The organism is Streptomyces sp. NPDC025721 (assembly GCF_055558595.1).
On the sequence record NZ_JBVHMF010000015.1, the window covers coordinates 169,553 to 184,023 of the forward strand.

10 protein-coding genes are annotated in these 14,471 nt (G+C 72.1%); 5 read left to right on the top strand and 5 right to left on the bottom strand.

The genetic code is table 11. The features are described 5' to 3' along the window. Window positions 1-72 precede the first annotated feature (72 nt). The 4 genes from ACZ4EF_RS21960 to ACZ4EF_RS21975 are packed head-to-tail and all read right to left on the bottom strand — an operon-like array spanning window position 73 to window position 4,302. Complete coding sequence (locus tag ACZ4EF_RS21960) at window positions 73-687, bottom strand: GTP-binding protein (protein WP_401723706.1); 615 nt, start codon at window positions 685-687, stop codon at window positions 73-75. Beyond that, entirely contained in the window at window positions 674-1,114 is a 441-nt protein-coding gene (locus ACZ4EF_RS21965; RefSeq protein ID WP_188280651.1) for a DUF742 domain-containing protein, read from the bottom strand. The genes ACZ4EF_RS21960 and ACZ4EF_RS21965 overlap by 14 nt, the downstream gene beginning before the upstream one ends. Window positions 1,115-1,150: 36 nt before the next feature. Continuing rightward, on the bottom strand, window positions 1,151-1,642 hold the full coding sequence (locus ACZ4EF_RS21970; RefSeq protein ID WP_355344344.1) for a roadblock/LC7 domain-containing protein: 492 nt from the start codon (window positions 1,640-1,642) through the stop codon (window positions 1,151-1,153). Further along, window positions 1,639-4,302 (bottom strand): sensor histidine kinase, encoded by a 2,664-nt coding sequence (locus tag ACZ4EF_RS21975; protein WP_467506134.1) that lies wholly within the window; start codon window positions 4,300-4,302, stop codon window positions 1,639-1,641. Before ACZ4EF_RS21975 ends, ACZ4EF_RS21970 begins: the two co-directional genes overlap by 4 nt. Before the next feature lie 432 nt (window positions 4,303-4,734). On the opposite strand from ACZ4EF_RS21975, the gene ACZ4EF_RS21980 reads away from it, so the two are divergent. The 3 genes from ACZ4EF_RS21980 (at window position 4,735) to ACZ4EF_RS21990 (ending at window position 9,144) form a co-directional block, all read left to right on the top strand. Further along, the gene (locus ACZ4EF_RS21980) at window positions 4,735-5,706 is read left to right on the top strand and encodes an ABC transporter substrate-binding protein (RefSeq protein ID WP_391044472.1); all 972 of its coding nucleotides are present in this window, start codon (window positions 4,735-4,737) and stop codon (window positions 5,704-5,706) included. Window positions 5,707-5,805: 99 nt separating this feature from the next. After that, window positions 5,806-7,515 carry an aromatic amino acid ammonia-lyase gene (locus ACZ4EF_RS21985; RefSeq protein WP_467506136.1) on the top strand — a complete coding sequence of 570 codons (1,710 nt, stop codon included), beginning with the start codon at window positions 5,806-5,808 and terminating at the stop codon, window positions 7,513-7,515. A 126-nt stretch (window positions 7,516-7,641) separates the two neighbouring features. Beyond that, window positions 7,642-9,144 (top strand): IMP dehydrogenase, encoded by a 1,503-nt coding sequence (locus ACZ4EF_RS21990; protein WP_355344335.1) that lies wholly within the window; start codon window positions 7,642-7,644, stop codon window positions 9,142-9,144. A gap of 3 nt (window positions 9,145-9,147) precedes the next feature. Here ACZ4EF_RS21990 and ACZ4EF_RS21995 read toward each other — a convergent pair whose 3' ends face one another. Next, window positions 9,148-10,440: a DUF4032 domain-containing protein gene (locus ACZ4EF_RS21995; RefSeq protein ID WP_467506139.1), complete on the bottom strand. Its 1,293-nt coding sequence runs from the start codon at window positions 10,438-10,440 to the stop codon at window positions 9,148-9,150. Between the two features lie 176 nt (window positions 10,441-10,616). On the opposite strand from ACZ4EF_RS21995, the gene ACZ4EF_RS22000 reads away from it, so the two are divergent. Both ACZ4EF_RS22000 and ACZ4EF_RS22005 read left to right on the top strand, forming a co-directional pair. Beyond that, window positions 10,617-12,338, top strand: a complete 1,722-nt coding sequence (locus tag ACZ4EF_RS22000) for a hypothetical protein (protein ID WP_467506141.1) — start codon at window positions 10,617-10,619, stop codon at window positions 12,336-12,338. A gap of 368 nt (window positions 12,339-12,706) precedes the next feature. Then, entirely contained in the window at window positions 12,707-14,239 is a 1,533-nt protein-coding gene (locus ACZ4EF_RS22005; protein WP_391044479.1) for a DHA2 family efflux MFS transporter permease subunit, read from the top strand. Window positions 14,240-14,471 lie beyond the last annotated feature (232 nt).

The window sequence follows — 14,471 nt, forward strand, 5'->3', positions numbered from 1 at the left end:
GCGAAGGAGCAGGGGGAAGCCACGCGGGAGCGGTGGGGGAACGGTCGGGGGCCGTACGACAACGGCCCCCGCTCAGCCCTCCGCGCGCGCCAGCGCCAGCTCCAGGACGACCAGCAGCGCGTCCCGTACCGAACCGCGCTCGCGCGCGTCGAAGGTGAACACCGGCACCTGCTCGGCGATGTCCAGCGCCCAGCGCACCTCGTCCATGGCGTGCTCGACGTGCCCGTCGAAAGCGTTGACGGCGACGGCGAACGGGATCGCCTTGTGCTCGAAGTAGTCGACGGCGGCGTAGCAGTCGTCGAGCCGCCGGGTGTCGACGATGACGAGCCCGCCGAGCGCGCCCTCCACCAGGTCGTCCCACATGAAGCCGAAACGGTCCTGCCCCGGCGTGCCGAACAGGTACAGCTTCAGCGACGCGTCGATCGTGATGCAGCCGAAGTCCATGGCGACCGTGGTGGTCGTCTTGTGCGGCGTGTGGCTGAGGTCGTCCACGCCCGCGGCGACCTCGGTGATGGCCGCCTCCGTGGTCAGCGGCCTGATCTCGGAGATCGACCCGACGGTGGTGGTCTTGCCGACACCGAAGCCGCCCGCGATCACCATCTTCACCGGCAGCGGCGGCCGGACGGCGGTCGGCAGCCCTGAGTCGGTCCTGCGGGCGCCCCGGCCCGCCGGCTCACTCGGTGTCACGTAATGCCCCCCTGGAGTCGGGGATGGTGCGGAGCCCATCGATAACCCTTCGCAGTACGGAGATGTCCTGGGCGATGTCGGAGCTGGGAACGTAGACCGACAGATGGCCGCCGGACTGGAGGTCCTCGGCCAGCACGCGGACCACGTTCAGATGCAGGCGGAGCTTGGCCGCGATCTCCGCCAGCGACTGCGGCACGCGGCAGAGCGCGACGATGTCGTGCTCCTCGAAGGAGAGCCCGTCGAGCGCCCCGACACCGGCCGCGGTCGTCACCACCTGGGTCTCGACCGGGATCGGCGGTCCCGACCTGGTGCCGGCCACCCGGCCCGCGGTGACCAGGAACGGCCGTACCGCGGGTGCCCGGCCGACCGGGTCGTCGGCGGAGCCCGTACGGGACCCCTCGCCGACTGGCGTGTCACCGGCCGCCATGTGCCTGCCTCCTCCTTCTGCTCTCCTCGCTTCTTGCTAGTCCCAGGACCGGCCGCGCGGGGACGGAACGGCGACGCTGTTCTTGAGTTCGAGGACGAGCTGCGGGCTGAGGGCGGCGCCCGCGCGGTTGGCGAAGACCGTCATCTCGTAGGCGATGTTGCCGAGCTTGGCTTCCTTGGAGGTGACGACGCCGAGCACCGCGCCGCTGCCGATCGCGGAGACCAGCACATGGCCGTCCTCCAGATCGATGATCACCTTGTTGAGGCCGCCGAGACCGTAGTTGCCCGCGGCGCCCGCCGCCAGGCTCGTGATGCCGGAGACGATGGCCGCCAGCCGCTCGGAGTCGGCCGCGTCGCGCAGTTGCGAGACGGCGATGAGCAGGCCGTCGGAGGATACGGCGATGGCGTCGACCACGCCCGCGGTCTCGGTGGCGAAACGGTTCAGCAGCCAGGTGAAGTCGGCTGCGGCGGCGCGCAGATCGGCGGGCGGGTCCTGTCCGGCCGGGGTCCCACCTGTCGGCGATGTCACTGGTCCGCTCCTTCCGGAAGCCCTGCTTGGCTGTTCGTCGTACCGGGTGCCGTGCCGCTCGCGACGTCACGGTTGGCCCGCTCCACTGCGGCCTCGAACTCGTCGAGTTCCGAGCGGACTTCTTCTGCGTCTGTCTGACGGGGGGCCCGGCGCGCGGCCGCGCGTCCCGCGTCGGTCAGTGTGGTGGCGAGCGTGGCACCGCGCACCCGGCGGCGCAGCGGACGGGCGCCGCCGTCCTCGCCGTCGCTCGGGGGCCGGTCCTGCTCGGAGTGGGGGGCGGTGGGTCCGCCCGCCGCGGGCGCCGGGGCGGCCGGGGTCTCCTCGGCCGCCTGGCGCTGCGGGACGCGGCGGGGGAGCGGGGTCAGGCCGTCGCGGCCGTCGCCCGGTCCGCCGGGGCCGCCGGGTTCGCCCGGTCCGGCTGATCCTGATCCGTCGCGTCCGTCGTCGCGTCCTGCCGCCGGTTCCGGCGCGCGCGGCGCGGGCACCGGGGCGGGGCCCGCGGGTGTCGTGGGTGTCGTGGGGGAGCCTGCCGCGGGCGTACCGGCCCACGACGGCGCGGTACGGCGTTCGGGCAGCGCGACCGTCTCCTCGGCCTCGACGTGGCGGGGAGTCGCGACGGCCTCCCGCGCGCCGCCGACGGCCTTGGCGGCCGGAGCCGCCCCCTCGGCGACGGGCTCCGCGAACGGGCTCATGAGCAGCAGCAGCGTCGCCGGGATCGTCACCCGGCTGGTGACACCGCCGCCGGGCGTCCGCGTCAGCGTGACCCGTACGCCCCAGCGCCGGGCCAGGCTGCCGACCACGAACAGGCCGAGCACCTTCGTCGGCACCAGGTCGAGGCGCTCGCGGCGGATCAGCCGGGCGTTCTCCTCCGCCAGCCGCTCCGCGCTCATGCCCAGGCCGTGGTCGGTGATCTCGATCAGCGCGCCCTCGGCGCCGTCGCGCACCGACACCTCGACGGGGCTGCGGGCCGGGGAGAACGCCACGGCGTTCTCCAGGAGTTCGGCCAGCATCAGCGTCAGGTCGGCGATGATGTCCGGCGCGACCGTGACGTCGGTGTCCGCGAGCAGCGAGACCCGCTGGTAGCCCTCGATCTGGCCGAGCGCGGCGCGTACGACGTTGGTCAGCGCGGTGGGGCTGGCGTCCAGGCCCGCCTCGCGGATACCGGCGAGCAGCATCAGGCTGTCGGCGTTGCGCTGGAGGCGTACGGCCAGGTGGTCGATCCGGTACAGCCGGTCGAGCAGCGCGGGGTCGGTCTCGCCGCGCTCCAGGGCGTCGATCAGGGTGAGTTGACGGGCCGTCAGGTTACTGACGCGGCGGCCGACGTTGCCGAACATCTCGGCCACGTTGCGGCGGCTGAGCACCTGGCGTTCCAGCAGCGCCGCCGCGGTGGACTGCACGCGGTTGAACGCCTCGGCCAGGTCGCCGATCTCGTCGTGCGCGGTGACCGGCACCTCCTGGAGGCGCGGCGCCCCGGCGAAGTCCGCGTCGTCGTCGGCGACCCGGGCCAGTTCCTGCCCGGCCACCTCGGCGACCTCCGTCGCGGCCCCGGTCAGCACCTGCACCGGCCGGATCACCGAGCGGCGTACGGCCACGGAGAAGGCCAGCCACAGCACGAACGCCAACAGCGCGCCGCCGAGCAGCCACGCGGCCCGCCACCAGGCGTCGTCGGACGCCCGGTCGGCGCGGTGCGCGATCTGGTCGATCAGCGATCCGGTGATCTTCAGCCGGGTCTGCGCCTGCTTCTGGTAGTCCGGGTAGGACTTGAGGGCCTTGGTGAAGGCCGCCCGCACCTGCGCGGGGCCGCTGGCCTCCAGCGCGCTCGGGTCGATCTGGAGGCCCGCGTACTGGAGCGCGATGCCGTTCCAGACCGGGTTCATCTCGATCCCGGCCAGCTCCGTGCGCTGCGCGTCGCTGGCGAACCGCCCGAAGCGGCTGGCCTGGGAGACGTAGAGCTGCTGGTAGCCGACCGCGTTGTTGAACTCGATCAGCGCGTTGGTGTCACCGGTCTGCGCGGAGAAGACGCTGGTCTCGAAGGAGGCGTGCGCGGCCTCCGCGCGCAGCAGCGAGTCCAGCATGCTGCCGGTGCGCGTCGAGCTGAGGTTCTTGTTCAGATCGAGGCCGAGGCCGTCGATCAGGCCGTCCACGGTCGCGGTGTACGCCGGGTCGATGTTGTCCGCGGGCAGATAGCTCTGCTCGATGGTGCTCCGCAGGCTGCCGAGGCCGTTGATCTCCTTGAGGACCTGGGCCTCCGCGGCGGGCAGCCGCGATCCGAAGGTGGCGCGTACGTTCTCCACCTGTGCGTCCACGGCCGTGCGCGCCTGCCGGTAGGCGACCAGCGACGGGCGCTTGCCCGAGGTGGCCGATTCGTAGCGCACGGACAGCAGCAGAGCCTGCTGGTGCTCGGTCTCGACCAGGTCGACGAGTTCGGCGACCTGGCGGCTGTCGCGGACGAGCTGCGCGGCCGAGGCCGCGTCCTGGGCCTGGCCGACGAGGCCGGTGATCACGTAGGCGAGCAGCATCGCGACCACGACAAGCGGAACGCCGACGAGGACGTTGAGCTTGCGCCGGAACGGCCAGCGGTCGGCGAAGTTCCGTACCCCGCCCCTGACGTGTGGCTCCGGGTCAGGACGTGCCGACCCGTCCACCTCGTGCACGGACACCAAGCCTCCTCCGGAACCGCTTACCGGCTCGCCGACAACCGGACACGACGACAGTGGCGCAAAATGAACGCTTCTGTACGTAACCGGAATGAAGTGACCGGATACTTCCCGCGGTTGTCCGAGCACCTGACCAACGTCGGGGAGACTACCTCCTCTTGACCACGACTACCTGACCACACCATCAATAATTTGTTACGGACACGACCGTACGGAACGGGAATCACCGACCAATCCACCGGTGTTCAGACATCGATGCCGATCGGTGATCAGGCTGCTCTTGACTGACGCGGAAGCGGCTGGATTGGATCGCTGGGTAGCACTCGCAACCGCACGTGTGTGCGTACTCGACGTACGTCCGCGTGTGTGGGTGCGCCTACGCCACGAGTACGCCCGATCAGAGACCGAAACTCCCCGAGCCCGGAAGCGGAAATCGTGACCTCTCACGTGAAGAGCACCTGGTCCAGCCCGAGCCACATACGCCGCCTCGCGGCGGTCGCCGTCGTCGCCGCCGTCGCGGCGCCCCTGCTCGCGGGTTGTGGTGACTCCGGCTCCGACAAGGCCAAGGACCCGCTGGCCGGGTCGAAGGCGAGCGGCGACACCGTGGTCGTCGGCTCCAACAACTTCCCCGAGAGCATCCTCATCGCCGACATCTACGGCGAGGCCCTGAAGGCCAAGGGGATCAAGGTCAGCTACAAGCCGAACATCGGCAGCCGGGAGACCACCTACGGCCTGCTGAAGAACGGTTCGCTGACCGTACTGCCGGAGTTCAACGGCGCACTTCTGGCATACCTGGACGCCAAGGCCACGCCCAAGACGGCCCAGGCCACCAACGAGGCGGCACTCGCCAAGCTCGACCCGAAGCTGACGCTGCTCGACATGGCACCGGCCGAGGACAAGGACTCCCTGACGGTCAACGCGGCCACCGCGGCGAAGTACAAGCTGACCGAGAAGTCCACCATCGCGGACCTGGCGAAGTACGGCTCCGAGATCACCATCGGCGCCTCGCCCGAGTTCCAGACCCGGCAGCAGGGCCTGGTCGGCCTGAAGTCGGTCTACAACCTCACGCCGAAGTCGTTCAAGGCGCTCGACGCGGGCGGTCCGCTGACCGCGGCGGCGCTCAAGAACAACAATGTGCAGGCCGCCGACGTCTTCACCACGGACCCGACCATCGAGAAGGAGAAGTTCGTCGTCCTCCAGGACCCGGAGAACCTCTTCGGCTTCGAGAACGTGATCCCGCTGGTCTACAAGAGCGGTCTGTCCAAGGAGGGCGTCGCCGCGCTCAACGCGGTGTCGGCGAAGCTCGACACGGCGGCCCTGCTCAGCCTGGACACCCAGGTGCAGAGCGACAACAAGGACCCGCTGGAGGTCGCCAAGACCTGGCTGACCTCCGTCGGCCTCGGCTGACCGCGGCAGCGGGACCGATACAGCGCAGTGGGTACAGCCTCTGATTCCGAGACGCCGACGCACCGCACGGCTGCACCCTCCGCCGAGGAGGGGGCCTTCGTGGTGCTCGACGGCGCCGGCCTGGACGCCGACGCCGTGACGCGGATCGCGGACCGGACGGCCGTACCCACCGTGCCGCCCGAGGCGCTGGCCCGCGCGGACCGCTCCTGGCGGGCCGCGCGGCAGGCCGCCGCCGCGGGCCGGATGTACGGGCGGCACACCGGCGTCGGCGCGAACCGGCTCGTGCCGGTCAGCGACGAGGACCAGGCGGGACAGGACCTGCGGCTGCTGCGCAGCCACGCGGGCGGGGTCGGGGCGCTGCTCCCGGCCCGCCAGGTGCGTGCCGCGCTCGCCGTCCGCGCCAACCAGGCGCTGGCGGGCGGCTCCGCGCTCCAACCGGCCGTCGTGCAGGCCCTGGTGGAGGCGCTGCGGCTCGGTGTGCACCCGGCGGTCAGTGAGTACGGGGCCGTCGGCACCGGCGATCTGACGGCGCTCGCCGAGACCGGTCTCGCGCTGATCGGCGAACGGCCGTGGCTGCACGAGGACTTGGGGCGGCTGCCGGATCCCGCGGACGCCTTCCGCGAGGGGCCGTGGCCGTCGCCGTCGCCGCAGTCCTCGCCGCAGTCCTCGTCGTCGCCGTCGTTCTCGCCGCAGTCCACGCCGTCGCCCTCGCGGGCACCTTCGCAGTCGCCTTCGCCGTCGTCCGGTCCGTCGCCCGACGGTGAAGTGCCGCCTTCCGCCGGTGGGTTGGACCCGGCCGCCGCGCTCGACCCGGCCGCGGTGCCCGCGCCCTTCCCCGGCCGCGTCACCCTCCAGCAGGGCGACGCGCTCGCGCTGATGAGCAGCAGCGCCTTCACCCTCGGGCAGGCCGCGCTGGTCTGCCACGACCTGGACATCCTGCTGCGCGCCTCGCACGCCGTGACGGCCCTCTCGCTGGCCGCCGTCTCCGGCTCGCTCGAGGCGTACGCGGCGCCCGCCCTCGCCATCCGCCCCTATCCGGGCGCGCTGCACGCCGGGGCCGAGGTCCGCAGACTGCTCGGCGTCCCCGACCGGCCGCGCGCCACCGGCCGCCGCATCCAGGACCCGTACGGCTTCCGGGCCTTCCCGCAGGTGCACGGCCCGGCGCTGGAGGCGGCCTGGGCACTGCGCCGGATTCTGGACGTCGAGGTCAACTGCCCTTCGGAGAACCCGCTGATCGGCGAGGAGGGACCGGACGGCGGGCCGGTCGCGTACCACCACGGCGGTTTCATGGCCACGCCCGTCGGGCTCGCGCTCGACCACCTCTGTCTCGCCGTACTCCAGACCGCGCAGCTGTCCGCCGCGCGGCTGACCGCCTTCGGCGACCCCGAGATCACCGGCCTGCGCTCCTACCTCGCCGGGGGCTCGGCGGCCAGCTCGGGCATGATGATCCTGGAGTACAGCGCCAATTCCGCCCTCGCGGAGATACGCGCCAGCGCCGTACCGGCCTCGGCCGGGCACGCGGTGCTCTCGCGCGGCGTCGAGGAGGCCGCGAGCTTCGCCTCCCAGGCCACCCGGCAGGCGCTGCGCGCCGTGGACGCCTACCGGCTCGTGCTCGCCTGCGAACTCGTCGCCGCCGTACGGGCGTTGCGCCTGCACCCGGCGCTTCCCGCGCTGTCGGCGGGCGCCGGTACGCACGCGCCGGTCTTCGCCGTCCTGGACTCCGCGCTGCCGACGGCCACCGAGGACCGGGCGCTGACCCCCGACGTGTCGCTCGCGGTGGACCTGCTGCCGGAGCTGGCGGCGCTCTGACATCCGCCGCCGGGAGCGGGCGGAGGCGCCGGCGCTCTGACATCCGCCGCCGGGACCCGCGGAAGGCGACTGACCTGCGGCAGGGCGCCGCGCGGCGGACGGGCGGCGCCTGTAGAGTCCGGGTGCATGGCTCAGATCATCGAAGGGGTCTCGCGCACCTTCAACGAGTTCCTGCTGCTGCCCAACCGGACGCGGACGGACTGTTCGCCGGAGGCGGTGGACCTGCGGACACCCCTGGTCCGGCACGCGCGGGACGAGCCGTCGCCGATCGAGCTGCGGACCCCGTTCACGTCCGCGATCATGCAGTCGGTGAGCTCTCCTGAGCTGGCCATCGCGCTCGCGCGCGACGGCGGCCTGAGCTTCCTGCACCACAACCGGCCGGTGGCCGACCAGGTCGCGGACGTCCGCGCGGTGAAGAACTTCAAGGCCGGATTCGTGGTCAGCGACACCAACGTACGGCCGCAGGACCCGCTGGGCCGGCTGCGGGAGCTGATGCGGACCACCGGTCACAGCACGGCCGCCGTCACCCACGACGGCACCGGCACCGGGCGGCTGCTGGGCCTGGTGACCTCCCGCGACTTCCACCCGCAGCGCCACCGGTCCGACGAGCCGGTCTCCAGCCGGATGGTCCCGGTCGACGTCCTCGCCTGCGCGACCGACGACATCACCTTGTCGCAGGCCAACTCCCGGCTGTGGGACGAGCGTCTGGACTGCCTGCCGGTGGTCGACGCCGAGGGTTTCCTGCGCTACCTGGTCTTCCGCTCCGACTACTCGGACAACAAGCGCTTCCCCCACCAACTGGTCGATCAGGACAAGAGGTTGCGGGTCGGCGCGGGCGTCAACACGCACGACTACCGCGAGCGCGTCCCGCGACTGGCCGAGGCCGGGGCCGACGTGCTCTGCTTCGACTCCTCCGACGGCTTCAGCGACTGGCAGGCCCAGGCGATCGCGTGGTCGAAGGAGCACTTCCCGCGGATCCCGGTCGGCGGCGGCAACGTCGTGGACGGCGAGGGCTTCCGCTTCCTCGCCGAGGCGGGCGCCGACTTCGTCAAGGTCGGCGTCGGCGGCGGTTCCATCTGCATCACCCGCGACCAGAAGGGCATCGGCCGCGGCCAGGCCAGCGCCGTCCTCGACGTCGCCGCGGCCCGCGACGCCTTCGCCGAGCGGACCGGCCAGTACGTGCCGATCTGCTCCGACGGCGGCCTGGTGCACGACTACCACATGTCCCTGGCCCTCGCGATGGGCGCCGACTTCGTCATGATGGGCCGCTACTTCGCCCGCTTCGACCAGGCGCCCGGCGCCAAGCTCCCCACCCGCGACGGCTTCGTCAAGGAGTACTGGGGCGAGGGCTCCAGCCGCGCCCGCAACTGGCAGCGCTACGAACAGGGCGGCCAGGGCCTGGTCTTCGAAGAGGGCGTGGACGGTTACGTCCCCTACGCGGGCGACCTCAGCGAAGGTCTCGCCGTCACCGTCGCCAAAATGAAGGCCACCATGGTCTCCTGCGGCGCCCTGACCGTCCGCGACTTCCAGGCCACCGCCCGCCTCACCGTCGTCTCCGAACAGAGCTTCCAGGAGAGCCACGCCACGGTCGCCCTCCGCGACCCCACCGACTCCTTCGACCGCGCCTGACGGTCAGTCGCCCGCTGCGGGCGACACCGGCTCGGCCGGTTCCTCGGCTTCCGCCGCCTCGACGGGCGCCAGGACCGCCGCCGGGTCGGGGAGGTGGGGGAGGACTTCGGTGGTGTAGCTCTCGACCGTGGCGTCGAGGCCCACGTCGCGCTGGGCGCGCTCGGAGAGGTACCAGCGGTGTTCGAGGAGTTCGTGGTAGATCTGCGCCGGGTCGACGCGGGCGCGCAGGTCCTGGGGGACGGAGCGGACGGCGGGGCGGAAGACGTCGCGCAGCCAGCGGTGGGCGAGGACTTCGGGGCGGGCGGCGGGCAGGCCGTCGGCGGGGGCGTGGTCGTCCTGGGTGGCCATCCAGGACTCCAGGTCGTTGAGGAGGCTGCGGGCCTGGTTCTCCTCGGTGTCGAGGCCGGTCAGGCGCAGGAGTTGGCGCTGGTGGTGGCCCGCGTCGACGACCTTGGGCAGGAAGGTCACGGTGTCGCCCCCGGGTGAGCGCTCGATCTGCATCTCGGCGACGTCGAAGCCGAGGTCGTTCAGGCGGCGGATTCTGCGGTCGATGTAGTGCCGCTTGCTGGCCGGGTAGACGGACTCGCGGGTCAGCTCGTGCCACAGGTCGGCGTAGCGGCGGACGATCGCCTCGCCGAACGGGACCGGGTCGACCGAGGGGTGCAGGGAGCCGCCCGCTTCGAGGTCCATCAGCTCGCCCGCGATGTTCACCCGGGCCAGCTCGATGTCGTACTCCCGCTGCCCGCGCGTGAGTTCGGGCTGGATCTGCCCCGTCTCGGCGTCCACCAGGTAGGCGGCGTACGCGCCCGCGTCACGGCGGAAGAGCGTGTTGGACAGCGAGCAGTCGCCCCAGGCGAAACCGACCAGGTGGAGCCGTACGAGGAGGACGGCGAGCGCGTCCAGCAGGCGGTTGACGGTGTCGGGGCGCATCGTCGTCTCGAACATCGAGCGGTACGGCAGCGAGCCGTTCAGGTGCCGGGTGATGAGCGCGGGCTCCAGCGGGGTGCCGTCGGCGGCGGCCCGGCCGGTCACCACCGCGATCGGGTCCACGGCCGGTATCGCGAGCCGGTCGAGGTCGCGCAGCAGCCCGTACTCGCGCACGGCCGCCCACTCGCTGACCTCCTTGATCGCCACGACCTCGTCCCCGGCCCGCGCGAAGCGCACGACGTGCCGGGAGATGCCGCGCGGCAGCGCGACCAGTGAGGTGTCCGGCCACTCCTCCAGCGGCAGGTTCCACTCCAGGTCGAGCAGCGCCGACGGGTGCTCCGCGTCGGTGGCGGTGATCTGCAACGGCATGCTGTGCGCCTCTCGCTTCCTTGTCCGGTCCGGCCGTCCCCGATGCTGCCATGCCCCGCCGGGGAGGCGGTGGCGCCCACCCGGCCATACTCGGTATACATACTCAGTATGCATACTGAGTATGGCCTTTCCCGGCCGACCCGCTGTCCCCGCCGCTTCCGGGGAAGGCGTCCGCTATGAGTGACGTGTCGGTCGTTCAGCCCGCGGTGCTGCCGCGGCCCACGCAGCGGACAGGACAGGTACGGCCGGCCCCACGGCGCAGGCGCTGGCCGGTCCCGGCGGTGGCGGTCGCCTGCGCGGCGCCGCTGTACGCGCTCTGGGCGTGGCTGCTGGCCACGGGCGGCGGCGACCTCGCGGCCCAGGTCGCGTGGGCCGGTTTCGCGGGGCGGCATCCGGGCACGCCGTACAACCTCGCCTGGTACGGCGGCATGCACACGATGGACTACAGCGTGCTCACCCCGCCGCTGATGGCGTACGCCGGGGTCCGGGCCGTCTCGGTCGCGGCCGGTCTGGCGGCGACGTGGGCGATGGCCGTGCTCTTCGTCCGGTCCGGCGTGCGGCGGCCGATGGTCCCGGCGCTGCTGGGCGCCGTGTGCCAGTGGTGCGACGTGGCCTCGGGGCGTACGACCTTCGCGGTCGGCGCGGCCTTCGGGCTGCTGGCGCTGTGCCGGGTGCGACGGGCGCCGGACCGCTGGGCGGGCGCCGCGGTCCTCGCGGCGCTCACGGCGATGTCCAGCCCGGTCGCCGCCCTCTTCTTGTGGGTCGCGGGCGCGGGCCTGCTGGCGGCGGGCCGCCGCGCCGCCGCGCTCGCCCTGGCGGCGCCGCCGGTGCTGGTGCTGGGCGCGGTGTACGTGCTCTTCCCCTTCCAGGGCGAGCAGTTGATGAGCGCCGACGCGGCGGTCTGCCCGCTGGTGACCTCCCTGGCGCTGGCCCTGGCCGCGCCGCGGTCCTGGCGCACGGTCCGGGCGGGCGCGGTCGCGTACGCGCTCGGCACGGCGCTCACCGCCTGCGTGGCCTCGCCCGTCGGCACCAACGTCGAGCGGCTGGCCGGGATCGCCGGACTGCCGCTGCTGGCCGCCGCGCTGATGGAACGCGTGGCCCGACGCCCGCGCGGCGGCTCGTACGTGCGCCTGGACCGGGGCCCGACCCGTACGGCCGCCCGCGCCCCCGTGCTCGGCGCGGTCCTCGTCGTCGTGCTGACCGGCGCGCTCGGTCACAACGGCTACGCGCTGGCCGCCAAGACCGGCAGGGAACTGCGCATGTCCACCGCCGTCCCCGACTGGGCCTCGCACACCGAGGGGGTGACCCGCGCGCTGCGCGGACTGCGCGCCGAGCGGCACCGTATCGAGGTCGTTCCGGCCCGCGATCACCGCGAGTCGACGCTCTTCGCCGACGTCGCCCAGATCGCCCGCGGCTGGAACCGCCAACTCGACGTGAAGAGGGACCGGTTGTTCTACGGCGGGACGCTGCCGGACGGGACGCTTCCGGCCGCCGCCTACCGCCGCTGGCTCGACGACTGGGCGGTGGCGTATGTCGTGCTGCCCCACGGCGACATGGGCGGTCCCGGCGCGGCGGAGGCCGCGCTGCTCGCGCCCGCCGCCCGCCCCGACTGGCTGCGGCCGGTCTGGCGGGACCCGTACTGGACGGTCTTCGCGGTGGAGCGCCCGGTGCCGCTGGCCTCGGCGCCCGCGCGCGTGCTGCGGGCGGGTGAGGCCGACGTGACGGTCCGGCTGCCGAAGGCCGGGAGCACCGTCGTCCGCGTCGCCTGGTCGCCCTGGTTCCGGGTGACCGGCGGATGCGTGAGCCGCGCGGGCCGCTGGACGCGGATCACCGCGCCGTCCGCCGGCGACTACCGCCTATACAGCATATACAGTCGCGCTAAAAGGAGTTGCGGATAAAAAAGACGCTGTCTTTGCGAACCCGCGCGCATATGCCGACACCCGACGGACATCTTCGTGCGGGTGCGCGCGAGCATGTGTAGGGTATACGTTGTACACATGCTCAACCATGCCCCATGGGGCAATTGACGGCACCGGCACCGACCGCGATCATCGGCCAGCACCCTGGATCGGCCTGTCCGCCGACGAGGGGCGCCTCGGCAGCGGTGCTTCCACCACGGCATGGTCACCATCCATAGTCAGCAGCCAGATTCGCCGGATACGGCGACTTTCCACACTCTGGAGTCGGCATGACCGAAACGCCCCACCCCCCCGCTGCTTTAAGGTGGTGGACCCTGGCAGTGGTATCCGTCGGCACATTCATGCTGATGCTGGACCTGAGTGTGGTCTCGGTCGCCCTGCCCGGCATTCATGATTCACTGCACGCCAGCTTCAGCGGTATGCAGTGGGTGTTCGACGCGTATGCGCTGACACTCGCGGCTTTCCTCGTGACCGCCGGATCGGTGGCGGACAGGACCGGCCGCAAGCGGCTCTTCCTGATCGGCCTGATCATCTTCACCGCGGCTTCGCTCGCCTGCGGACTGGCCGGGGATATCGGGGTATTGAATGTCAGCCGCGGAGTCCAGGGTGTCGGCGCGGCCATCATGTTCGCCGTGGGCCCCGCTCTGCTCGGTCATGAGTTCCGCGGCAAGGAACGCGCCACCGCGTTCAGCGCGTTCGGCGCCGCGGTGGGTCTCGCCGTCGCCACGGGACCGCTGATCGGCGGCGCGCTGACCAATGGCCCCGGCTGGCGCTGGATCTTCTATCTGAATGTGCCGGTCGGCCTGATCACCGTCCTGATCGCGATGCGCCAGGTCCGTGAATCGCGGCTGCCCAGCGCCGCCGCCCCCGACTTCGTCGGCATGGTCTCCTTCACGCTCTCGCTGGCCGCCCTGGTGCTGGCCATCATCCGCGGCAACACCGACGGCTGGTTCTCCGGCAGCAACATCGCGCTGTACGCGGTGGCCGCGGTGTGCCTGGCGGTCTTCCTCGCGGTCGCGCGCTCCCGCGGCGAGCAGGCGATGTTCGACACCCAGCTCTTCCGCAACCGCACCTTCCTCGGCCTGTCCGCGACGACCTTCCTGGCCAACGCCGCGGGTCTGCCGCCGATCTTCCTGGTCACGACGTATTTGCAGAGCGTCGAGGGCGCTTCCGCCTGGTCCGCCGGCCTGCGCTTCCTGCCGCTGACGCTGGCGATGTTCTTCTTCGGCGCGCTGGCCGGCGGGCTCACCGGCAAGGTGCCGTTCCGGGTCATCATGGCCACCTCCCAATTCGCCCTGGGCATCGGCTTGTTGCTCATCCACCTCAGCGGCGCGGGCGACAGTTGGACCTCGCTCATCCCCGCCCTGGTGGTCATCGGCCTGGCCTTCGGCCTGTTCAACCCGACCCGCGCGGCGCTCGCCATCGGTGTCGCGGAACCGGCCAAGGCCGGTGTCGCCTCCGGTATCAGCGAGACGTTCCAGCAGGTGGGAACGGCTCTGGGCATCGCGGTCGCGGGCGCGTTCTTCGAGAACCACGTCACCAGCGCCTTCAAGGCGTCCGACGCCGCGGCCACGCTCACCAGCGCCCAGAGCGACAAGATCGCCAACGGGATCAGCGCGGGCAGCATCGACGAGGCCGCGCACTCGGCGGGCCCCGGCCTGGCCGACAAGGTGCTGGCCGCCGGGCGCGACGCGTTCACCACCGGCTTCCACGACGCCATGACCCTGTGCGCCGTGTTCGCCTTCGTCGCCGCGGTGATCGCCGCGCTGACGCTGCGCCACAAGGACCTGCACGAGAGCGCGTTGACCGGCATCCTGCCCGAGCTGCCCGAAGAGGGCGAGGAGTCCGTCCGCGAGACGGCGCCGGCCGGACAGCGCTGACGGAACCCGCCGGGCGGCACTGACCCGGCTCAGGAGGACCGCGCCGGGCGGCACTGACCCGGCTCAGGAGGACCGCCCGCGGCGCCGTACGACAGGCGTCCGCACGGCGAGCGTGACAGTGGGGGGGGGGCCGCGGAAACGGCCCACCGCCACCGTCGTTGTCGCCGGGGTTCCCAAGAATTCCCTTTTACCGATCTGGTCCATCAGTCTAAGGCGTCCCAGTGAACAGACA